A 21,270-nucleotide genomic window follows, 5' to 3' on the forward strand; every position below is an offset into this window, starting at 1 on the left:
GGAACATCTACGACCCGGTCGCCAACATCGTCGCCTCCTGCAACTACGCAGCCCACACCTACGGCTCCATGGACAACGTCAACTCCGCCTACTGACGGCCGGTCCGGGACCTCTCAACCGCGAACAGCGCGAACGCGCTGTTCGCGGTTTCGCGCTGCTACCGGTCCACCTTGAGGCGCTCCAGTTCCCGGCGGTCCCGCTTCGTGGGGCGGCCCGCGCCGCGGTCGCGTACGGGGACGGCCGCGAGCGCGGCGGGCGGCGGCGGGGGCGGGCTGTTGTCGACGTAGCACTCCGCGGCGACGGGGGCGCCGACCCGCTTGCGGATGATCCGGGAGACGACGACGATCCTCTCGTGCCCGGCCAGCCGGAGCCGCACCTCGTCGCCGGGGCGCAGCGTCTGGGCGGGCTTGGCGCGTTCGCCGTTGACGCGGACGTGGCCCGCGCGGCAGGCGGTCGCCGCCTGGGAGCGTGTCTTGGTGAGCCGTACGGACCAGATCCAGCTGTCGACCCGTACCGTCCCGGTCCCCTCGTCTGTAGCCATGCTCCGACTCTAGGCGGTGTCCTCGGGCGCGGGACACAGTGCACGTACGACGTCAAGGCGGCTCCCTGATGCGCCGACCCGCCCGGACCGGCGCCCCGTCACCCCAGCACCTCACGGCACGCCACACCCAGCCGCCGCACGCCTTCGGCGAGTTCGGCCGTACCGGCCACCGCGGCGAAGCTGAGGCGCAGGTGTGGGGCGGAGGATTCGGCGGCGTAGTAGGGGCGCCCCGGTGCGACGGCGACACCCGCTCGCAGCGCGGCTGCCGCCAGGGCCGCCTCGTCCGCGCCGTCCGGCAGCCGGGCCCAGACGTGGAAGCCGCCGGGCGGTACGAACTCCACGTCCAGCGCGGGCAGTTCCTGCCGCAGGGCGGTGAGCAGCGCCTCCCGGCGGGTGCGCAGCGCGGCCGCGACCGTGCGGCGGTGGCGGGGCCAGGCGGGCGAGCCGACGAGTTCGAGCGCGGCCTCCTGGAGCGGGCGGGGCACGAAGAAGCTGTCGACTACCTGGATGGCCCGCAGCCGCTCCAGCACCGGGCCCCGGGCGGCGAGGGCGCCGACGCGCAGGCTCGGCGAGGTGGCCTTGGTCAGGGAGCAGACGTGGACGACGATGCCGTCGGGGTCCTCCGCGGCGAGCGTGGGCGGCAGCGGCGGGGCGTCCTCGTGGGCGAGCCTGCGGGCGAAGTCGTCCTCGATGACGAAGGCACCGGCCTCGCGGGCGATCCGGACGACCTCGCGGCGCCGCTCGTCGGCCAGCACGGCGCCGGTGGGGTTCTGGAAGAGCGGCTGGCAGGCGAAGACGCGGGCGCCGCTGGCCCGGAACGCCGCGGCGAGCAGGTCGGTGCGCACGCCCCGCGCGTCGGTCGGCACGGGCACGAGCCGCAGGCCGGAGGCGCGCGCGGCGGCGAGCATGCCGGGGTAGGTCGGGGACTCGACGAGCACGGCGGCGCCGGGCGGCGCGAGGGCGCGCAGGGCGGTGGTGAGCGCGCTCTGGCCGCCCGCGGTGATGAGGACGTCGGAGAGCGCCACTGTGCCGGCCGGGCCGCCGATCTCGCGGGCGAACCACGCGCGGAGCTCGGCGACGCCTTCCAGCGGCGGGCGGCCCCAGGCGCCGGGGCGGCGGCCCGCCCGGGCGAGCGCGGCGGCGAGGGCCCGCTCGGGCTGGAGGGTGTGGTGGAGGTAGCCGCCGCTGAGCTCGATGACGCCGGGCGGCGGCTCGGCGAGCGTGGTCAGCACGCCGGTGGCGTCGACGGTGCGGGGGACGGCGTCCCCGGCCTGCTCGGCGCTGAGCGCGACCTCCTGCCAGGAGGTGTCACCTGGGCGGGCGGGGGCGGCGTGCGGGGCGGCCCGGAAGGCGCCTGCGCCCGGGCGGGTCACGACCAGGCCCTCCGCGGCCAGCGCGGCGAGGGCCCGCGAGACGGTGACGGGGCTGACCCGGAAGCGCTCGACGAGGGAGCGGCTGGACGGCAGCTTCTCACCTGGAGAGTAGCGGTTCAGCTCCCCGCGCAGGGTTCCTGCCAGTTCCGCGACGCTGTTACGCTCATGCATGAGAGTGAAAGATAGCGCTACTGACGCCGCGACGATAGCAGTGAACGGTCCGGCCGAGGACGTGCCGGGCAACGGCGCGCCTGCCGGCCGGGGGCGTCCCGCCACCGGCGGCGTGCTGCTCGCGGCCGCCGGGGTGGCCGCTTTCTCCCTGACCTTCCCCGCCACCGCCTGGGCGCTGGAGGGGCTCGGCCCCTGGTCCGTCACCACGTGCCGGATGGTGCTGGCCGGGCTGATCGCGGCGGGCTTCCTGCTGGCGGGGCGGGTGCCGCCGCCCGCGCGCCGCCACTGGCCGGGGCTGCTCGCCGTGGCCGGTGGCACCGTCATCGGCTTCCCGCTGCTGACGACGCTTGCCCTGCGGACGTCTACGACCTCGCACGCGGCGGTGGTCGTGGGCCTGCTGCCGCTGACGACGGCCGCGTACGCGGCGGTGCGGACCCGCACCCGCCACTCGCGGGCCTTCTGGGTGGCGGCGCTGGCGGGCGCGGCCGTGGTCATCGGCTTCGCCCTGGAACAGAGCGGCGGCGCCCCCACGCTCGGCGACCTCTACCTCTTCGCCGCCCTGCTGGTGTGCGCGGCGGGCTACGCGGAGGGCGGCAGGCTGGCGCGGGAGATGCCGGGATGGCAGGTGATCGGCTGGGCGCTCGTCGGCTGCCTGCCGGTGGCCGTGGCGGGTGCGGCCGCGGCCCTGTACGCGGAGCCCGTGCGGCTGACCGGGCACGCCGTCGCCGGACTGCTGTGGCTGGCGGCGGGGTCGCAGTTCCTGGGCATGCTCGTGTGGTACCGCGGAATGGCCGCGATCGGGGTGGCCAGGGCGAGCCAGCTCCAGCTCGCGCAGCCGCTGCTGACCCTGGTGTGGTCCGTGTCCCTGCTCGGCGAGCACCTCTCCCCGGCCGCGCCCGTCGCCGCGGTCGCGGTGCTCGTCTGCATCGCGGTGACCCAGCGGCGTTAGGCGTTGGCCGTCGGTCCGGACCGTGTCGGGGTGCGCGCCCGCACGCCGTCCCCGAATGCCCCGTGAAGCGGGCCGTATACCCCCGTTCGCCGTAGAATTGACGGCACCCGAGCGCACAGTCGAACCTCGATCGGAAGGATCAGTGCCGATGCATGCGAGCAAGGGTGACAAGTTGGTCGTGCATGGCCGGACCGTCGGGCAACAGGACCACGTGGTGGAGATCGTCGAGGTGCTGGGGTCGAAAGGCGCGCCCCCGTATCGCGTCCGCGCGGAGAACGGCCACGAGACGATCATGTCCCCGGGCCCGGACAGCGTGGTGGACCACCGCAAGGCGTCCGACCGCGCGTAGGGCACCGTCGGCCGGCGCTCACCGCGGTGGGCGGACGCGGCGTGGATAGTGGTCGTGGACCACGCGGTCCATCGCCCCGATCCGGTCGGTGAGCAGCGGTTTCGCCGAGAAGTAGACGTTTCCCAGCACCTCGCGGTGTGTCCGGCACAGCGTGAGGTGCCGGGAGAGCTCGGCCGGGTCCTGCCAGGGTGCGGGCTGGGCGGGGTCTCCCGCGCGGTAGAGCGCCTCGCCCACATAGAGGTGCACGCCGGTGCCCCGCACGGTCCGCGCCCACCACGGCACGAGCTCCGCGTAGTCCGCGGCCGGGAAGCCGATGGGCCAGTAGACCTGCGGCACGATGTAGTCGATCCACCCCTCGCGCACCCACTTGCGGGTGTCGGCGCACAGGTCGTCGTAGGTCTGCACCCCGGCCTGGGTGTGCGAACCCCGGGGATCGGTCGTGCTGTTGCGCCAGACGGCGAACGGGCTGATCCCGAACCGCACGTGCCGCTTGCGCCGCTTGACGCGCTGCCCCGTCTCCCGGACGAGCCGGTCGATGTTGTCGCGCCGCCACGCGGCCCGGTCGGGGTGGCCCGCGCCGTAGCGCTCGTAGGCCGCGTCGTCGTCGAACCGCTCCCCCGCCACCGGATAGGGGTAGAAGTAGTCGTCGAAGTGCACGCCGTCGAGGTCGTAGCGGGCGACGGGGTCGAGCATCGCGTCCTGGACGAAGCGCCGCACCTCGGGCAGGCCGGGGTTGTAGTAGAGCTTCCCGCCGTACGGCACCACCCAGTCGGGGTGCAGCCGCGCGGGGTGGGTGGGGACGAGCCGGCCGGGGTCGGTGTGGTTGGCGATGCGGTAGGGGTTGAACCAGCCGTGCAGCTCCAGGCGTCGCTCATGGGCCTCGCGCACCGCGAAGGCCAGCGGATCCCAGCCCGGGTCCTCGCCTTGAGTGCCCGTCAGGTACTCCGACCACGGCTCGTACGGCGAGGGCCAGAACGCGTCGGCGGTGGGCCGGAGCTGGAGCAGCACGGCATTGAGCCTGCGGCGCACCGCGGCGTCCAGGAGGGTGCGCAGCTCGGCCTGCTGGCGGGCCGGGCCGAGGCCGGGGGCGGAGGGCCAGTCGACATTGGCGACGGTGGCGGTCCACATGCCGCGGAACTCGCGCTTCGGACGGCTTCCGCTCGGGCCGGCGTCGTCGAGCGCGGCCGCTTCGCCCGTGGTCAGCATCGCGGACATCACGCCCGCGGCCGCCACGGTGAACCCTCTTCGACTCATTCGCCCCATATGCGTGCCACTCCTTGTCGGATCGGTCACACCATACGGACAGAGCATGCCCGCCCCGGCCCCCTCGGCACCGCGCGGCGCGGAGTAACGTCTGGAACGAGGCGGGGACCGGGGGTCCTGCGCGCCGGGACCCGGCGCGAGGTACGGCCGCCGCCGGACGACCGAGATCAGCGAAAGGCACGATGTGACGACCGACATCGCACGCGTCGGAGTAGTGGGCTGCGGCCAGATGGGCGCGGGCATCGCCGAGGTGTGCGCCCGTTCCGGCCTGGACGTCATGGTCGCGGAGACCACCGGCGAGGCCCTGGAGCTGGGCCGCACCCGGCTCACCAACTCCCTCGGCAAGGCCGCCGAGCGCGGCAAGATCACCGAGGCCGAGCGCGATGCCACGCTCGACCGGCTGAGCTTCACCACCGACCTGGGCGAGTTCGCCGACCGCGACCTCGTCATCGAGGCGGTCGTCGAGAACGAGCAGGTGAAGACCGAGATCTTCCAGGTCCTGGACCAGGTCGTCACCCGCCCGGACGCGATCCTGGCCTCCAACACCTCCTCCATCCCGCTGGTGAAGCTGGCCGTGGCGACCTCCCGCCCGGACCAGGTCATCGGCATCCACTTCTTCAACCCCGCCCCGGTGCAGCAGCTCGTCGAGCTGATCCCCGCGCTCACCACCGGCGAGGAGACCATCAAGCGCGCCGAGGCCCTGGTCTCGCAGGTCCTGGGCAAGCACGCGATCCGCGCCCAGGACCGCTCGGGCTTCGTCGTCAACGCCCTCCTCATCCCCTATCTGCTCTCCGCGATCCGGATGTTCGAGTCGGGCATCGCCAGCCGCGAGGACATCGACAACGGCATGGAGCTGGGCTGCGCCCACCCCATGGGCCCGCTCAAGCTCTCCGACCTGATCGGCCTGGACACGGTCGCGTCGGTGGCGAACAGCATGTACGAGGAGTTCAAGGAGCCGCTCTACGCCGCTCCCCCGCTGCTCCAGCGCATGGTCGACGCGGGCCGGCTCGGCCGCAAGACGGGCTCGGGCTTCTACGCGTACTGACAGGCCCGCACCCGGCCCGCACCGGACGCGGACTACGCAACGTCACCGCCGCACACCCGTGCTCACACGGGGTGTGCGGCGGTGACTCGCATATCCCTCCCGCACACGCTCCCGCTCAGCGGCCCGACGCGGTTGACTCGGCTCGTCGGACACACACGGAGAGACTTTCCGGAAGGGGTACGGACCGTGACCATCCATCCCGAGCAGGCCGTCAGAGCGGCTGAGCTCGCGGAGCTCCGTCGTAGCCTCGACGTCGGCATCGTCCGCGTCGACGGCCACCTCGCCCTCCTCACCCAGCGCAGCGACCAGTCGGAGCGCGACCTCAGTGAGATGGCAGAGCGCGTACGGGCCCTGGAACACAGCAGGTGGCCGCTGCCCTCGCTGGCCGCGCTCACCGGCGTCGCCTCCCTGGCGGTCGCCGTCTGGCAGGCGACGGGGCGGTGAGCGCGGGGGGTTGCCCCGGTCCGGTCGCCGTCCGGGAGGCTCAGCCGAGCCGGATGTGATGCAGCAGGAGCAGCGCGGCCGCCATGTTGGCGGCCGGCACCTCGCCACGGCCGATCATGTCGGGCACCAGCTTGAGCGGCACCCATTCACGGCGGTCCGACTCGAAGTCGTCCTCCGGTTCACCGATGTACTCGGCCTCGTCGGACCAGTAGATGTGATGCCGGGCGTCGGTGAGACCGTTGGACGGTTCCACTGACATCAGGTGCCGCAGCGGGCCGGGCCGCCAGCCGGTCTCCTCCTCCATCTCGCGGGCCGCCGCGAAGGCCAGGTCCTCGCCGTCCTCGACGACGCCCGCGGCCAGTTCCCAGCCCCAGTTGTCGGTGATGAAGCGGTGCCGCCACAGCAGCAGGACCTCATTGGCCTCATTGACCACCGTGGCCACGGCGACGGGCCGCAGCCTGATGAGGAAGTGGTCGAGGTGGCGGCCGTCGGGGAGTTGGACGTCCGCGAGATTGACCCGGAACCAGCGGTTCGAGTAGACGGTCCGTTCCCTGAGATTCTTCCAACGCACGTGTTGCCACCTTCCGCCGAGGTGGCCACCTCCCCGGGCGTTTTCCTCACAAGGGCACGCGCAACGCCCCGTCGATCATCTCGGCGGCCTCGGCAGTGGCCGCACACCCACTCTCGATCAGGTGCTCGCGCACCGCCCGGAGCCGATCCCGTAAGCGCTGCGATTCCATGCCTCTCGCCTGCTCGGTCATCTCCCGTGCGGTGGCCACCGCCTTGTCCGCGTCTCCTTGACGCAGCTCGATATGCGTGAGCATGGCGAGCCGGTGGACACGGCCCCGGTCGTGGGCGGGGGTGTCGACGGCCCGGTCCGCGTGCTCACGGGCGGGTCCGAGATCGCCGAGGCTCAACAGCGCCTCCGCCACCTGCACATTCACCAGGCCTGGCTGCACATAGCCGGTCTCGGCGGGCTCCTGGCCACGGCGGATGCGCTCGGCCGCGCTCTCGGCGCGGCGGATGCAGGCGAGCGCGCCGACGCCGTCGCCGAGCCGGGCGTATGCCTTGGCCTGCATGGCGTAGAGGTCGGCGGCGAGGGCGGGGGTGAGCTCCGGGCCCGCGGCCCGCAGCGCCGACTCGGCGAACGCGACCGCCTGCCGGTACTCCCGCATGAACAGCGACTGATTGACGAGGAGGGCGATGACGTACGCGCCGAGGCCCCGGTCCCCGCTGGCCTTGGCCAGGCGCAGCGCCTGGTGGAAATAGCGCTGGGCGAGGCCGTGCGCGTCGGAGTCGTAGGCGCAGATCCCGGCGACGGCGACGAGTCCGCCGGTGGCGCGGTGCAGCTGGCGGCCGGTCTCGTCGGTGTAGCTGCCGCGGAGCAGGGGTGCCGTCTCGGCGTTGAGGAAGCCGACGACGCGGGCGCGGGTCGCGACGCCGCCCGCCTTGCGGTACATCTGCTCGTAGTGGGTGCGGGCGGCACGGAGCATCTCGATGTCGTCCATGGAGACGCGGGTGAGGCCGCGCCGGGAGACGTCGGCGTCCTCGGGCGGGTTCTCCCACTCCCAGACGGGGATGACGGCCGGGGTCCCGGTCACCGCGGGGGCACTGACGACGTGCTCCCGCTGCTGCTCGTCGGAGCGCCACAGGGCGGTGGCGCGCTCCACGAAGCCGGAGAGCGGGGTGTTGGGCAGCCGGGGGCTGCCGGGGGTGCCGAGGCCGATGTCGTCCAGAGTCAGGGCGCGGTGCAGTCGCTCGCCGAGCACCTCGCAGATGAGGTCCGGCACCTGGCCACGCGGGCGCTGGCCGCGCAACCAGCGTGCGACGGCGGTGTGTTCGTACCGCAGTGCCAGTCCCCGGGTGCGGCCTGCCGCGTTGATGTGGGCGGCCAGTCCGGCGTGGGAGATTCCCGCCTCGTCGAGGATGGCGTCAAGGAGTGTGTTGGGCTCCATCCTGCCCTCCGAAGTGCTCGGTGGGATCAGCGTAAAGGAGATCGCTTCGCACGGGGTGTGAACCGGACGTCGCCGAGCGTCAAACGGAAGCCTGCCCTCGGGAGTTGGGCTCACCGGTGGCTTCCGGCCGCTCCGGGGCGGGCGCCGCGGCCGAGAGCGGGGTGGCGATCTCCTCCAGGGACCTGCCCTCGGCGTCGACGCCGAGGAAGTGCTCGGTGAGCCCCCCGGCCACCATGACGGCCGCACCCAGGAGATAGCCGAGGAAGAGCAGGGTGCGGTCGCTGCCGTCGCCGATCAGCCTGCCGTAGAGATAGGGCCCGGCGGCGCCCACGCACTGGGCGAGGGCGAAGAAGACGGCGATGGCCTGGCCCCGCACCTCCAGCGGAAAGATCTCACCGACCGTCAGATATCCGGCGGACGCCCCGGCCGAGGCGAAGAAGAAGATCACGCACCAGGCCGTGGTCTGGCTCGCCGCGGTCAGCAGATCGGCCTCGAACAGCGCGGCGGTGACGGCCAGGGCGCAGCCGGAGAACAGATAGGTGCCGCTGATCATGCGGCGGCGGCCGACGGTGTCGAAGAGCGGGCCGAGCAGGACGGGCCCGAGGAGGTTCCCGGCGGCGAAGGCGATGAGATAGAGCGGGGCGCGGTTCTCGTGGATGCCGTAGAACTTGGTCAGGACGAGGGTGTAGGTGAAGAAGATGGAGTTGTAGAGGAAGGACTGGGTGATCAGCAGGGTCGAGCCGAGCACGGAGCGGCCCGGGTAGCGCTTGAACAGCAGCCGCAGCAGGGTCGGATAGCCCGCCCGCGGCGCCTCGGTCAGCAGGATCGCCCGGCTGTGGTCCACGGGTGCGAGGACGTGCCCGGCGCGCTCGACCTCGCTCTCGATGCGGGCGATGGCCTCCTCGGCCTCCGCCGGCCTGCCGTGCATGGCCAGCCAGCGGGGGCTCTCCGGCAGGTGGCGGCGGATCAGGAAAACGGCGAGGCCGAGGAGCGGGCCGAGGAGGAAGCCGGCCCGCCAGGCGAGCCGGTCGGGGAGCACGTGCAGGAGCCAGAGCTCGGCCACGGTGCCGAGGATCGCGCCCGCCCAGTAGGTGCCGTTGACGAGGAGGTCGACGCGGCCGCGGTAGCGGGCGGGCACCATTTCCTGGATCGCGGAGTTGATGGCGGAGTATTCGCCGCCGATGCCGGTGCCGGCGAGGAAGCGGGTGAAGCAGAGGAAGGCGTACCACCCGGTGCCGTGGCCGAGGGTGAGCGCCGCCAGGCCGCTGCCGAAGAGATAGACGCCGAAGGTGAGCAGGAAGAGCTTGCGCCGGCCGAGCCGGTCCGCGAGCCGCCCGAAGACCAGCGCCCCGGCCACCTGGCCGACGAGATAGACCGTGGCGATCAGCCCGGCGTCGCCCGAGGAGAGCCGGAGGGTGTCCGCGCGGGTGAGAACGGCCGCCACCGCGCCCGCGACGGTGATCTCCAGCCCGTCCAGGATCCAGGCGACGCCGAGCGCCACGACCATCCTGGTGTGGAATCCGGACCAGGGCATCCGGTCGATCCGGGCGGGGATGAGGCTGTGGACGGGCGGCGGGTGTCCGGCGGGGTGCTGGGCTTCGCTCACGGAGCGGCTCCTTGCCTGCGCGGCCTGCCGCCGGAGCGGACCGGCCGGGCGGCGGGCGACGGGGAGGGGGCGCGCTGCCGGTCGTTGCGCAGCACCAACAGCGCGATGTCGTCGGAGAGATGGCCGCCGGTGTGCCGCAGCAGGGCGGCCTGGACGCGCTCGACCACGGCGGCGGGGACGACGGGCCCGGCGTGGGCGGCGGCCTCGGCGAGGGCCCGCGCGAGCGGGAAGAAGGCGCCCGCCGCGTCCCGCGCGTCCTCGGCGCCGTCCGTGTGCAGCACCAGGGCGTCGCCCGGGTGCAGCCGGGTGAGCCGGGTGACGGGCAGCCGGGGCGGCAGGGGGAAGAGCCCGAGCGGCGGCAGCGGATCGCCGCGGCCCACGGGCGCGGCCCTGGCCCTGCGGCCGGGGGAGCTGGAGAGGCGGTACGGCCAGGGGTGGCCGCAGTTGAGGGCCATGACGACGCCGTCCGCGCTCACCTCCAGCAGGAGGATGGTGACGAACTCCTCGCCGTGCGGCCGGTCCTGGGCGCCCTTGGTGTCCTCGGCGTCCTTGCCCCCGGCCTCGGCCCGCTCCCCCAGGTGCCGGTGCAGGGCCCGCTCCAGCCTGCGCAATACGTCCGCGAGGCGCGGTTCGTCGTGCGCCGCCTCGCGGAAGCTGCCGAGCACGGCGGCGACGGTGGCGATCGCCGTGAAGCCGTGCCCGCGCACATCGCCTATGACGACGCGGACGCCGTGCGGGGTGGCCAGCGCCTCGTAGAGATCGCCGCCCACGAGGGTGCCCTCGCTGACGGAGAGGTGGCCGCCCGCGAGCGTCATCCCGTCGAGCCGGGGCGGCAGGGGGCGCAGCAGCAGCCGCTGGGCGGTGTCGGCGATCTCGCGGGCGCGCTCCAGGTCGCACACGAGACGGCGCCTGCGGCGGGTGATGACATAGGCGGCCGCGGCGACGGCGACGACGGCGCAGCACGTGCCCGCCCTGAGTGCGGGGTCCAGCCGGGCGGCGGGGCCGAAGGGGGCGAGCGCGACGACCGCGCAGAGAGCGGCGGACAGGACGCACTGACGGCGGCCGGTGCCCGCGCATGCGATGGCGGGCGCGGCCGCGAGCAGTTGGACGACCTGGGTGCCGTGGGGCACGAGGAGCTCCCACACCAGGATGCCGAGGATCCACACTCCGGGCAGGGCGAGCACGGCCCTCCTCCGCCAGTGCACCGCCCTTGTCCGGATCATGCCGTCAGCCCCCCTAGCAGCAATGCCGCGCTCGATTCTCGCGAGCGCTCACCGCCAAGTAACGACCAGGGCCTTCATTTCCACCCTATTGAGTGATATTCGGACACTCGGGAACGATGGCACGCATGAGGGGCGCACCCGGAGATCCGGATGCGCCCCTCTGCGTCAGCGGCGTGGGACCAGGCCCCGCGCGGGCGTCACGCGCCGCGCAGCACCGCGCCCGTGCGCTCGACGGCGGCGCCAACCGCCGCGTCGCGGGCGGCAGTTGCCTCGTCGGCGGTCAGCGTGCGGTCGGCGGCGCGGAAGCGCAGCGCGTACGCCAGCGACTTCTTGCCCTCGCCCAGCTGCTCACCGGTGAAGATGTCGAACAGGCGCAGCGACTCCAGGAGCTCGCCCGCGCCGGCCCGCAGCGCGGCCTCGACCTCGGCGGCCGGCACGGAGGCGTCGACGACCAGCGCGACGTCCTGCGTGGCCACCGGGAAGGCGGACACGTGCGGGGCCTCGACGGCACCGGCGCCGGCCCGCTCCAGGAGGTCGAGCTCGATCTCCATGGCGCAGGTGCGCTCCGGCAGGCCGAACGCCTTGGTGACGCGCGGGTGGAGCTCACCGGCGTTGCCGACGAGCACCTCCTCGCCGTCGACCAGGGCGAGCAGCGCGGCACAACGGCCCGGGTGGTACGGCGCGTTCTGGTCCTGACGGACAATCAGCTCGATGCCTGCCGCACGGGCGACCACGCGGCCCGCCTCGATGGCGTCCGCCCAGGTCGACGGGCGGCCCTGGCCCCACCAGCCGGCCTGCTCGCGCGCACCGGCGAGGACCACGGCGGCGCGGCGCGGCTGCCGGGGCAGCGCGGCGTCCAGGCCGGCGATCTCCTCGTCGGTGGGGCGGCGGTCGACGGGCAGCCGGACCGCGGGGCGCTCGGCACCGGTCGGCCGGAAGACCAGCCCGGTCTCGAACAGCGCGAGGTCGCGCTCACCGCGGCCGTCGTTGCGGCGCAGGGCGGCGAAGAGCCCCGGCAGCAGGGTCGTGCGCAGCGCCGGCTCGGTGTCGGAGAGCGGGTTGACCAGGCGCACCACGAGGCGGCGCGGGTCGTCGGCCTCCAGGCCGAGCTGGTCGAGGGCGGCGTCCCCGAGGAAGGGGTAGCTCGGGGCCTCGACATAGCCCGCGCCCGCGAGGGCGCGGCCCACGCGGCGGTGCAGGCGCTGCCGCTCGGTCAGCCCGCGGCCGGCGGGCGGCTGCGGCAGGGTGGAGGGCAGGTTCTCGTAGCCCTCCAGCCGGATGACCTCTTCGGCCAGGTCGTTGGGGTCGGTGAGGTCGGGGCGCCAGCTGGGCACGGTGACGATCAGCTCGTCCTGGCCGTAGACGTCGCAGCCGACCTCCTGGAGGCGGCGGACGACGGTCTCCCGGCCGTACTCGACACCGGCGACGCGGTCCGGGTGGGCGGCGCTCATCGCGATCGTGCGCGGCCCGCTGGGGGCGACGATCTCGGTGACCCCGGCCTCGGCCGTGCCGCCCGCCAGCAGCACCATCAGGTCGACGGTGCGCTGCGCCGCCGCGGAGGCGGCCTGCGGGTCGACGCCGCGCTCGAAGCGCTTGGAGGCCTCGGAGGACAGCTTGTGGCGGCGGGCCGTGCGGGCGACGGAGACCGGGTCGAAGTGCGCGGCCTCGACGACGATCTCGGTGGAGCCCTGGCCGGCCGCGTGGTCGGCGATCTCGGTGTCGGCACCGCCCATGACACCCGCGAGGCCGATGGGGCCGCGGTTGTCGGTGATGACGAGGTCCTCGGGGTGCAGCGCCCGCTTGACGCCGTCGAGGGTGGTGAGCTTCTCGCCCGCCTCGGCACGGCGCACACCGATCGGCCCGTCGACGCGGGACCGGTCGTAGGCGTGCAGCGGCTGGCCGAGCTCGAGCATCACGTAGTTGGTGACGTCGACGGCGAGCGAGACCGTGCGCATGCCGGCCTTCTGGAGCCTGCGCTGGAGCCAGATCGGCGAGCGCGCCTCGGGGTCGATGCCCGTGACGGTGCGCGCGGTGAAGCGGTCGCAGCCGGCCGGGTCGGCGACCTGGACGGGGTAGCCGTAGCTGTTGGGCCCGGGCACGTCCAGCAGGGCCGGGTCGCGCAGCGGCAGGCCGTAGGCGGTGGCGGCCTCGCGGGCCACGCCGCGCATCGACAGGCAGTAGCCACGGTCGGGCGTCACGGCGATGTCGAGGACCTCGTCCACGAGCTCCAGCAGCTCGATGGCGTCGGTGCCGGGCTCGTACTCCTGCGGCAGCACGATGATGCCGTGCGTGCCGTCGTCGCCCATGCCCAGCTCCTCGCCGGAGCAGATCATGCCGTGCGAGGTCTTGCCGTACGTCTTGCGCGCGGCGATCGCGAAGTCGCCGGGCAGCACGGCGCCGGGCAGCACGACGACGACCTTGTCGCCGACCGAGAAGTTCCGGGCACCGCAGACGATCTCCTGCGGCTCGCCGGTGCCGTTGGCGGTGCCGACGTCGACGGTGCAGAAGCGGATGGGCTTCTTGAAGCCCTCCAGCTCCTCGATCGTGAGGACCTGGCCGACGACGAGGGGGCCGGTCAGGCCCGCGCCGAGCTGCTCCACGCGCTCGACCTCGAGGCCGGCGGCGACGAGCTTGGCCTGCACGTCGCGGCCGGTGGTACCGGCCGGCAGGTCGACGTACTCCCGCAGCCAAGAAAGCGGGACCCGCATCAGATCTCCATCCCGAACGGCCGGGTGAAGCGCACGTCACCCTCGACCATGTCTCGCATGTCTTCGACGTTGTGGCGGAACATCAGCATCCGTTCGATGCCGAACCCGAAGGCGAATCCGCTGTACTTCTCCGGGTCGATGCCCGCGGCCACCAGCACCCGGGGGTTGACCATGCCGCAGCCGCCCAGCTCGATCCAGCCCTCGCTGGAGCAGGTGCGGCAGGGCGCCTCGGGGTTGCCGACCGACTCGCCGCGGCAGACATAGCACTGCATGTCCAGCTCGGCCGAGGGCTCGGTGAAGGGGAAGTAGTTGGGGCGCAGCCGCGTCGTGAGGCCCTCGCCGAACAGCGAGCGCACCATGTGCTCGATGGTGCCCTTGAGGTCGGCCATGGTCAGGCCCTCGTCGATGGCGAGGAGCTCGACCTGGGTGAAGACCGGGGTGTGGGTGGCGTCCAGCTCGTCGGTGCGGTAGACGCGGCCCGGGCAGACCACATAGATGGGGGGCTCGCGGTCGAGCATCGAGCGGACCTGCACCGGGGAGGTGTGGGTGCGCAGCACGACGCCGGACTCGTCGTCCTTGGTGCCCTGGCCCTGGACGAAGAAGGTGTCCTGCATGGCGCGGGCCGGGTGGTCGGGCTCGAAGTTCAGGGCGTCGAAGTTGAACCACTCCGCCTCGACCTCGGGGCCCTCCGCGACCTCGTAGCCCATCGCGACGAAGACGTCCTCGATGCGCTCGGAGAGCGTGGTCAGGGGGTGGCGGGCGCCGGCCGGTGCGCGGTCGTAGGGCACGGTGACGTCCACCGCCTCCTCGACCAGCACCCGGGCGTCACGCTCGGCCTCCAGCTCCGTCTGGCGGGCGGCGAGGGCCTTGTTCACGGCACCGCGTGCCATGCCCACGCGCTTGCCGGCCTCGGCCTTGGCCTGCGGGGGCAGGGCGCCGATCTCACGGTTGGCGAGGGACAGCGGCGAGGTGGGGCCGGTGTGGGCGATCTTCGCCTCGTGCAGGGCCTCGAGGTCACCGGCGGCGGCGAAGGCGGCGAGCGCCTCGCTGCGCATGCGCTCGACCTCTTCCGGTTTCAGTGCCTCGACCTCGACAGGGTCGTACGACTTATTGGGTGCGGACATCTCTTCCCGTGCTTCCGATCGGCTGGCTTCGCTTCGCTGCGCGGCTTTGCCCGACTGTGTTGGTGCCAAGGTCGTGCCAAAGGTGCCAAAGGTCGAGTCTAAAGGGCGCGTGTGGTGGGGTGGGCCCGCGGGCCGGTGCTCGGCCCTCCGCTCTCAGCTCTGGGAGAGGAAGGCAGGCGCGCCCACGGGCAACGTGAATCGGAACCGGGCGCCGCCACGGGGGGCCCGGTCGACGGTGATCGTGCCGCCGTGCGCCTCGACGATGCCCTTGACGATGTACAGCCCCAGGCCGGTGCCGCCGCGCTTGCTGCCCCGCCAGAAGCGGGTGAAGACGCGGCCCATCGACTCCTCCGGGATGCCCGGCCCCTCATCGCTCACGGTGATCGCCGTACCCTCCGTCCGGGCCTTGGTCAGCGCCGGTGACACCGCTATGGTGACGCGTCCCTCGCCGTGGCGCACCGCGTTTTCCAGGAGGTTGCCCAGCACCTGGTCGATCTTGTCCGGATCCGCCCAGAGGTCGGGCAGCGGCTCCACGACCTCGACGTGGAAGCGGTCCTCGGGCTGCCCCGCCGCCGTGTGCGCCTGGATGTGCCGCCGGACGGCGGCGACGATGTCGACGGGCTGGCGGCGCACCTCCAGGCGCCCGGAGTCGATCCGGGAGATGTCGAGCAGCTCGGCGATCAGCCGGGTGACGCGGTCGGCGTCGGCGTCGACGGTCTCCAGCATCAGCCGCTTCTGGTCGTCGGTGAAGCGCTCCCACTTGGCGAGCAGGGTCGCCGTGAAGCCCTTGACCGAGGTCAGCGGCGAGCGCAGCTCGTGGGCGACGGTGGCGATCAGCTCCGCGTGGCTGCGCTCGGTGCGGCGGCGGGCGTCGGTGCCGCGCAGCTGGACGACCAGGCGGCGTACGGGCCCGCCGGCGCGCTCGCGCACATAGCGGGCGGAGACCAGCACCTCGCGGCCGCCGGGCAGCAGCAGATTGCGCTCGGGCTGCCCGATCCGGGTGGCCAGGCCGCCGTAGGGATCGGTCAGGGACCACCAGCGGCGGCCCTCCAGATCCTCCAGCGGCAGCGCGCTCTCCAGCGGCCGCCCCATCGCCTCGCGGGGCGAGACCGCCGTGATGCGGGCGGCGGCGGCGTTGAAGCAGGTCACCCTGCCGTTCTCGTCGGCGACGACCAGGCCGTCCGGCAGGTCGTCCGGATCCAGCCCGAGGCCGTCCAGGCCGCGCGCGGGCGCGTCCCGGGCACCTCCGGCACCTTGGGATCCGTGAACCACGGCCGGACACGCGTCGGCCACGCTTCCGGAAGTCCTGACGTTCATCACCCGCACCCCCTCCCGAACCCCCGGGGGGCAACCCTACTAGCTGAAGGTCACGGAGCGGCACCCTCCGGGTGCACGCTGCGCACGGGCGGACGCGTAGAGGCACACGGCGGCGGCCGTCGCGAGGTTCAGACTCTCGGCCTTGCCGTGGATCGGGACCCGCACGACCTCGTCGGCGAGCGCCCGCGTCTCCTCGGGCAGACCCCAGGCCTCGTTGCCGAAGACCCAGGCGGTGGGCCCGCCCATGGTGCCCTTGTCCAGCTCCGCGTCCAGGTCCCGCTCGCCCGCGCCGTCGGCGGCCAGGATCCGCACCCCGGCGTCCCGCAGGCCGCGCACCGCCTGCTCCACGGGGACGCCGACGGCGACCGGCAGGTGGAAGAGGGAACCGACGGAGGCCCGTACGGACTTGGGGTTGTAGAGGTCCACGGAGGCGTCGGTGAGCACCACGGCGTCGGCACCCGCGGCGTCCGCGCAGCGCAGGACCGTGCCGGCGTTGCCGGGGTCGCGTACGTGCGCGAGGACGGCGACCAGCTTGGGCCGGGCGGCGAGGATCTCCTCGAAGGGCGAGTCGAGGAAGCGGCACAGACCGACGATGCCCTGCGGGGTCACGGTGTCGGACATGGCGGCGATGACCTCGTCCGTCGCGATCAGCACGGGCACACCGGCGGCCTGGGCGGTGGCCACGATGTCCGCGTGCCGCTCGGCGGCGTCCGGCGTGACGTACACCTCGACGAGGTGCTCGACGGCCTCGCGGACCGACTGCGGGCCCTCCGCGAGGAAGCGGCGTTCCTTGCCGCGGAAGCTGCGCTTGGTCAGCCGACGGGCCGCGACGACACGGGGCGATCGCAGGGAAGTCAGCTCGGGGGCCGCCATGGGCTCACTTTCGTTGCTGGGCGGGCGCGCCGGGCGGCGGCCGCGGAGGGGTTTTTCGGTCCCGGACGCGATCGGACCCGCAGGCTTCAAGCCTGCGGGTCCGGTCGTTTGCCTCACGGCGCCGAGAATCAGGCGGCGGCCTTCGGGGCGTTGACGTCGGCCGGCAGCGCCTTCTGGGCCACCTCGACGAGCGCGGCGAACGCGTTCATGTCGTTGACCGCGAGCTCGGCCAGGATCTTGCGGTCCACCTCGATGTTGGCGGCCTTCAGACCCTGGATGAGGCGGTTGTACGTCATGCCGTTCTGGCGGGCAGCGGCGTTGATGCGCTGGATCCACAGCTGACGGAAGTCGCCCTTGCGCTTCTTGCGGTCGTTGTAGTTGTAGACCAGGGAGTGGGTGACCTGCTCCTTGGCCTTGCGGTACAGGCGCGACCGCTGGCCGCGGTAACCGCTGGCCGCCTCGAGGATCGCCCGACGCTTCTTGTGCGCGTTGACTGCGCGCTTGACGCGTGCCACTTGTTAACTCCTTGTAGCGGGGCCGCGGTGCGTTCTCACGCGGCCCGAATTCGAATGGGTCCCGGTCCGACGCGCACCCCGTGTGGACGGGGCGCGGAGCGTCACTTGCCGAGAAGCTTCTTGATCTTCTTGGCGTCGCCCGGGGCCATCTCGGCGTTGCCGGTGAGGCGACGCGTCAGCTTGGACGACTTGTGCTCGAGCAGGTGGCGCTTGCCGGCGCGCTCGCGCATGACCTTGCCGGAGCCAGTGATCTTGAAGCGCTTGCTGGCACCGGAGTGCGTCTTGTTCTTCGGCATCGCGCCGTATCTCCTCGTCGGTGGCGCTCCCCCGTGCCCGGAACCGGGCGCACGGGAGCGTCAGCTGTGTTCGGTTGCTGTCCGGGGCCCGCGGGCCCCGGGGGTGCTCCTCGGGACCTCGCGGTCCCACGGATCACGCCTCTGCGGGCTCCTCGGCGGGCTGCTCCTGCTCGGCGGGAGCACCCTGGCGCTCCGCCTTGCGAGCGGCCTGCGCCTCGCGGGCTTCGGCCATCGCCTCGGTCTTCTTCTTGTGCGGACCGAGGACCATGATCATGTTTCGGCCGTCCTGCTTCGGGTTCGACTCGACGAAACCGAGCTCCTGGACGTCTTCCGCGAGACGCTGCAGCAGTCGGTAGCCGAGCTCCGGCCGGGACTGCTCGCGACCACGGAACATGATCGTGATCTTGACCTTGTCGCCCTGCTTGAGGAACCGGACGACGTGACCCTTCTTGGTGTCATAGTCGTGCGGGTCGATCTTCGGCCGGAGCTTCATCTCCTTGATGACCGTGTGCGCCTGGTTCTTGCGCGCCTCACGGGCCTTCATGGCCGACTCGTACTTGAACTTCCCGTAGTCCATGAGCTTGCAGACCGGCGGGCGGGCGTTCGCCGCCACCTCGACGAGGTCGAGGTCGTACTCCTGCGCAAGCTCCAGGGCCTTGGCAAGCGGCACAATGCCGACCTGCTCGCCACTGGGACCGACAAGTCGCACCTCGGGGACTCGAATCCGGTCGTTGATGCGGGGCTCGGCGCTGATGGATCCTCCTCGGTAGCACCACGTGGCCGCCTGGCGGACAGCCACGTAACGTCTTTTCGTAAGACCAACCGCGCCGGACACATGAAAAATGCCCCGAACGGGACACAGGCGGGGCTCCATGAAACCGGAACACCGCCACGGCGAGCCGCGGGGCGCATCTATCGGGCAGCTCCATCGTCCGTACGGAACGATGGGCACCGCCTGACCGGAGACCTGCCGACCCGGGAGTCGGTCAGGTGGGAGAGTCGGAGCCTCCACTTGTGGGCCGGGCACGCTAGTGACCAGCCGGTCGTTGTCCAGCATACCAGTGCCACGGGCGGGGCCCCACCCGTGCGCGCCGGGCCGGGGACCGGGAGGGCCCGGCGGCCCGGCCGGGCGGGCACGGCCTAGGCTGGTCGGCGTCCCGCCGCCCGCGCGCGCCGGGAGACCCCATACAAGCGGAAGAGCAACGATGAGCGACGCCACCCCCGAGTCCACGCCGGCCCCCGCCCAGGACGCGCCGGACTTCGACAGCATGACCCGTGACATCGCGGACGTGCCCGCGGTCGAGGTGATCACCACGGTCGCGGTGCACCTGATGAGCGCGGCGGCGGTCAACCTCGGCCTCGCCGAGGAGGGCGACCGGCACAAGGACCTGGACGAGGCCCGCAAGCTGATCACCGCGCTCGCCGGCCTGGTCACCGCGGGCTCCACCGAGATCAGCAACTTCCACGCGGGCCCGCTGCGCGACGGTCTGAAGTCGCTCCAGCTCGCCTTCCGCGAGGCGTCCCTCGTGCCGGACGAGCCGGGCAAGGGGCCGGGCGAGAAGTTCACCGGCCCCGTCTTCGGCTGAGCTCCGGCCGTCTCCGCCGCGCCCGTCAGAGGCCGGCGCCGGGGCCCGTGCCCGGTCCCGCGCCGGGGCTCGGCGGCGTGTTCGGGCCGGGGTCGGTGTCCGGCGGGGGCACCGTCCCGGCGCGGGCGGCGGTGTCCGGGTAGGGCGTCTTCGTCAGCTCGTCCGCCAGGTTCGCGGGCCCCTGCCGGGGGTGGGTGACCTGGTGCGCGAGGGCCGCCAGCGCGCCGCCGATCAGCGGGGCGACGATGAACAGCCACAGCTGGGAGAGCGCGCCGCCGCCCGCGAAGAGCGCCGGGCCGAGGCTGCGGGCCGGGTTCACGGACGTGCCCGTCAGCGGGATGCCGATCAGGTGGATCACCGCGAGGGCCAGGCCGATGGGGAGCCCGTCGAAGCCGATCACGGCGATCTTGTGCGTCACCGCCAGATAGACGAAGACCAGCAGGAAGGTCAGGACGACCTCCGCGAGGAACGCGCCACCGGTGTTCAGGTGCACGGCCGAGCGGTCCCCGAAGCCGTTGCTGCCGAAGGCGCCGTGGGTCTTGAGCCCCGGCACCTGCTTGGCCAGCAGGAACAGCACCGCGGCGCCCACGATGCCGCCGACCAGCTGGGCGATCCAGTACTCGATGGCCGTACGCAGCGTGATGCGGCCCTCCACCAGCAGGCCGAGCGTCACCGCCGGATTCACGTGGCAGCCCGAGATCGGGCCCAGCGCGTACGCCAGGGCCAGCAGGGTGAATCCGAAGGCCAGCGCGATACCGAGCACGCCGATGTAGTCGGCCGCGAGAACCGCCGACCCGACAGCGAAGAAAACCAGCAGCGCGGTGCCGATGAATTCGGCCGCGACGGTTCTCGTCTGCACGGGATCGAGCGTCACCGACCCCAGCTTGACGGCGTCCATGGCGTCCTCCAGAGGATCGTGGACTGTCTTCGCATTGTCGGACGATCCAGGACGAGTCGCCTGTTGGGGCCGGTGAGCTCGGCGGTGGGACTCAGCGCGTGAAGAGGGGCTCCCCCGGTACCTCGGCGCCCGGCGGCAGCAGGGCCAGGTCCAGGCCGCGTACGAGCCGCGCGCGCAGCACCTCGTCGGCGGCCAGCGCCTGTGCGACCTGCTGGACGACCTCGGCCGGCTCCGCACCCGGGACCAGGGCCAGCGCCAGCGTCCCGTCCGCGTCCGCCGCCGGGGCGAGGTGGGCGCGCAGCACGCCCGGCCGCCCAGCCAGGACCGCCCGCAGGGCCTTTGTGACCGACGGGTCCGCCAGCGGGTCCGCACTCTGCCGCCCCTCGGCGAGGGCGAGCAGGGCGGGCCCGGTCAGCTGGTACGGCACCGGGCCGGCGAGGTCGATGACGACCGTGTCCGCCTTCTCGTGCGCGGCCGCCTGGAGCGCCTGGTGCAGGGGTACGGCCACGGGGCGGGCGTCCGCGCGCCACCGGGCCAGCGACTCCAGCGAGGTGAACGCGGGCAGCGCCTTGCGGCCGCCGGGGGCCTGGAGGGTCGGCACGGCCATGTCGCTGGTCTTCTCGCGCCTCAGCCCGTCCGGACCGGTCTCCACCTCGCCGAGCACGGCGACGACGGGCACGAGGAGACGGGCTCCCGTCAGGGCGGCCAGCACGTCCGGCTCGGCGGCTGGATCCTCCGCCCAGGCCGCGAGCGCGGCGGTCAGGGCGGGGTCGGCGGAGCCGTTGTCGTCGGCGAAACCGGGGTCGGGGATGTTCTTGAGGGACACGGCGGTGAGCCTATCGGGGGGCGCGGGGGTGTCTTTCCCCTACCCCGCCCGTCCCCGGACCGGGGCACGCGCCCCAGCCCCCCGGCTGCGGGTCCGTTGCCGCCTGCGGCGGGCTTTGTTCCCCTACCCCGCCCCTTCCCGAAACTGGGGCTTCGCCCCAGACCCCGGACCGCGCTGACGCGCGGTGTCCTCAAACGCCGGACGGGCT

21 protein-coding genes and 1 pseudogene are annotated in these 21,270 nt (G+C 73.0%); 6 read left to right on the forward strand and 16 right to left on the reverse strand.

From position 1 onward, the window contains the following. Positions 1–95: pseudogene (locus ACFY1P_RS31960) on the forward strand (lytic transglycosylase); the annotation flags it as partial. A gap of 62 nt (positions 96–157) precedes the next feature. Here ACFY1P_RS31960 and ACFY1P_RS31965 read toward each other — a convergent pair. Both ACFY1P_RS31965 and ACFY1P_RS31970 read right to left on the reverse strand, forming a co-directional pair. Further along, entirely contained in the window at positions 158–541 is a 384-nt protein-coding gene (locus tag ACFY1P_RS31965; RefSeq protein WP_361528565.1) for an RNA-binding S4 domain-containing protein, read from the reverse strand. 98 nt (positions 542–639) lie between these two features. Beyond that, a complete protein-coding gene (locus tag ACFY1P_RS31970) occupies positions 640–2,085 on the reverse strand; it encodes a PLP-dependent aminotransferase family protein (protein WP_390752596.1) in 1,446 nt (481 codons plus the stop codon). On the opposite strand from ACFY1P_RS31970, the gene ACFY1P_RS31975 reads away from it, so the two are divergent. Beyond that, positions 2,084–3,034 (forward strand): DMT family transporter, encoded by a 951-nt coding sequence (locus ACFY1P_RS31975; protein ID WP_390752597.1) that lies wholly within the window; start codon positions 2,084–2,086, stop codon positions 3,032–3,034. The two genes, ACFY1P_RS31970 and ACFY1P_RS31975, sit on opposite strands and share 2 nt — an antisense overlap. A gap of 148 nt (positions 3,035–3,182) precedes the next feature. Further along, the gene (locus tag ACFY1P_RS31980; RefSeq protein ID WP_361528571.1) at positions 3,183–3,383 is read left to right on the forward strand and encodes a DUF1918 domain-containing protein; all 201 of its coding nucleotides are present in this window, start codon (positions 3,183–3,185) and stop codon (positions 3,381–3,383) included. An 18-nt stretch (positions 3,384–3,401) separates the two neighbouring features. Here the strand turns inward: ACFY1P_RS31980 and ACFY1P_RS31985 are convergent, their stop codons facing one another. Then, positions 3,402–4,646: a family 10 glycosylhydrolase gene (locus ACFY1P_RS31985; protein ID WP_361528573.1), complete on the reverse strand. Its 1,245-nt coding sequence runs from the start codon at positions 4,644–4,646 to the stop codon at positions 3,402–3,404. A gap of 184 nt (positions 4,647–4,830) precedes the next feature. On the opposite strand from ACFY1P_RS31985, the gene ACFY1P_RS31990 reads away from it, so the two are divergent. Continuing rightward, on the forward strand, positions 4,831–5,691 hold the full coding sequence (locus ACFY1P_RS31990; protein WP_361528575.1) for a 3-hydroxybutyryl-CoA dehydrogenase: 861 nt from the start codon (positions 4,831–4,833) through the stop codon (positions 5,689–5,691). A gap of 186 nt (positions 5,692–5,877) precedes the next feature. Next, a complete protein-coding gene (locus ACFY1P_RS31995) occupies positions 5,878–6,135 on the forward strand; it encodes a hypothetical protein (RefSeq protein ID WP_361528577.1) in 258 nt (85 codons plus the stop codon). Positions 6,136–6,175: 40 nt separating this feature from the next. On the opposite strand, the gene ACFY1P_RS32000 is transcribed toward ACFY1P_RS31995, so the two are convergent. From ACFY1P_RS32000 to infC, 11 genes are all read right to left on the reverse strand, one after another. After that, complete coding sequence (locus ACFY1P_RS32000) at positions 6,176–6,706, reverse strand: NUDIX hydrolase (RefSeq protein WP_116210818.1); 531 nt, start codon at positions 6,704–6,706, stop codon at positions 6,176–6,178. Positions 6,707–6,752: 46 nt separating this feature from the next. Beyond that, positions 6,753–8,090 carry a transcriptional regulator gene (locus ACFY1P_RS32005; protein WP_361528579.1) on the reverse strand — a complete coding sequence of 446 codons (1,338 nt, stop codon included), beginning with the start codon at positions 8,088–8,090 and terminating at the stop codon, positions 6,753–6,755. 79 nt (positions 8,091–8,169) lie between these two features. Next, a complete protein-coding gene (locus ACFY1P_RS32010; protein WP_390752598.1) occupies positions 8,170–9,696 on the reverse strand; it encodes an MFS transporter in 1,527 nt (508 codons plus the stop codon). Continuing rightward, positions 9,693–10,919: a PP2C family protein-serine/threonine phosphatase gene (locus ACFY1P_RS32015; RefSeq protein WP_390752599.1), complete on the reverse strand. Its 1,227-nt coding sequence runs from the start codon at positions 10,917–10,919 to the stop codon at positions 9,693–9,695. The genes ACFY1P_RS32010 and ACFY1P_RS32015 overlap by 4 nt, the downstream gene beginning before the upstream one ends. Positions 10,920–11,116: 197 nt before the next feature. Beyond that, positions 11,117–13,627 (reverse strand): phenylalanine--tRNA ligase subunit beta, encoded by a 2,511-nt coding sequence (gene pheT / locus ACFY1P_RS32020; protein WP_390752600.1) that lies wholly within the window; start codon positions 13,625–13,627, stop codon positions 11,117–11,119. After that, the gene (gene pheS / locus ACFY1P_RS32025) at positions 13,627–14,751 is read right to left on the reverse strand and encodes a phenylalanine--tRNA ligase subunit alpha (RefSeq protein ID WP_361528587.1); all 1,125 of its coding nucleotides are present in this window, start codon (positions 14,749–14,751) and stop codon (positions 13,627–13,629) included. The genes pheT and pheS overlap by 1 nt, the downstream gene beginning before the upstream one ends. A gap of 153 nt (positions 14,752–14,904) precedes the next feature. Next, entirely contained in the window at positions 14,905–16,068 is a 1,164-nt protein-coding gene (locus ACFY1P_RS32030) for an ATP-binding protein (protein WP_390752601.1), read from the reverse strand. Positions 16,069–16,107: 39 nt separating this feature from the next. After that, on the reverse strand, positions 16,108–16,941 hold the full coding sequence (locus tag ACFY1P_RS32035; protein WP_361528591.1) for an RNA methyltransferase: 834 nt from the start codon (positions 16,939–16,941) through the stop codon (positions 16,108–16,110). Positions 16,942–17,069: 128 nt separating this feature from the next. Continuing rightward, positions 17,070–17,456: a 50S ribosomal protein L20 gene (rplT, locus tag ACFY1P_RS32040; protein WP_071964710.1), complete on the reverse strand. Its 387-nt coding sequence runs from the start codon at positions 17,454–17,456 to the stop codon at positions 17,070–17,072. 101 nt (positions 17,457–17,557) lie between these two features. Beyond that, the gene (rpmI, locus tag ACFY1P_RS32045; RefSeq protein WP_071964711.1) at positions 17,558–17,752 is read right to left on the reverse strand and encodes a 50S ribosomal protein L35; all 195 of its coding nucleotides are present in this window, start codon (positions 17,750–17,752) and stop codon (positions 17,558–17,560) included. Between the two features lie 133 nt (positions 17,753–17,885). Then, the gene (gene infC, locus ACFY1P_RS32050) at positions 17,886–18,551 is read right to left on the reverse strand and encodes a translation initiation factor IF-3 (protein ID WP_361528593.1); all 666 of its coding nucleotides are present in this window, start codon (positions 18,549–18,551) and stop codon (positions 17,886–17,888) included. A 406-nt stretch (positions 18,552–18,957) separates the two neighbouring features. On the opposite strand from infC, the gene ACFY1P_RS32055 reads away from it, so the two are divergent. Next, the gene (locus ACFY1P_RS32055; RefSeq protein ID WP_361528595.1) at positions 18,958–19,338 is read left to right on the forward strand and encodes a DUF1844 domain-containing protein; all 381 of its coding nucleotides are present in this window, start codon (positions 18,958–18,960) and stop codon (positions 19,336–19,338) included. A gap of 25 nt (positions 19,339–19,363) precedes the next feature. Here ACFY1P_RS32055 and ACFY1P_RS32060 read toward each other — a convergent pair whose 3' ends face one another. Both ACFY1P_RS32060 and ACFY1P_RS32065 read right to left on the reverse strand, forming a co-directional pair. After that, positions 19,364–20,197, reverse strand: coding sequence for an MIP family channel protein (locus ACFY1P_RS32060; RefSeq protein ID WP_361528603.1), 834 nt, complete (start codon positions 20,195–20,197; stop codon positions 19,364–19,366). Positions 20,198–20,327: 130 nt separating this feature from the next. Next, the gene (locus tag ACFY1P_RS32065; RefSeq protein ID WP_361528597.1) at positions 20,328–21,062 is read right to left on the reverse strand and encodes an SseB family protein; all 735 of its coding nucleotides are present in this window, start codon (positions 21,060–21,062) and stop codon (positions 20,328–20,330) included. Between the last annotated feature and the right edge of the window lie 208 nt (positions 21,063–21,270).

The organism is Streptomyces sp. NPDC001407 (genome assembly GCF_042895325.1).
In the GTDB taxonomy this organism is placed as follows: Bacteria; Actinomycetota; Actinomycetes; order Streptomycetales; family Streptomycetaceae; genus Streptomyces.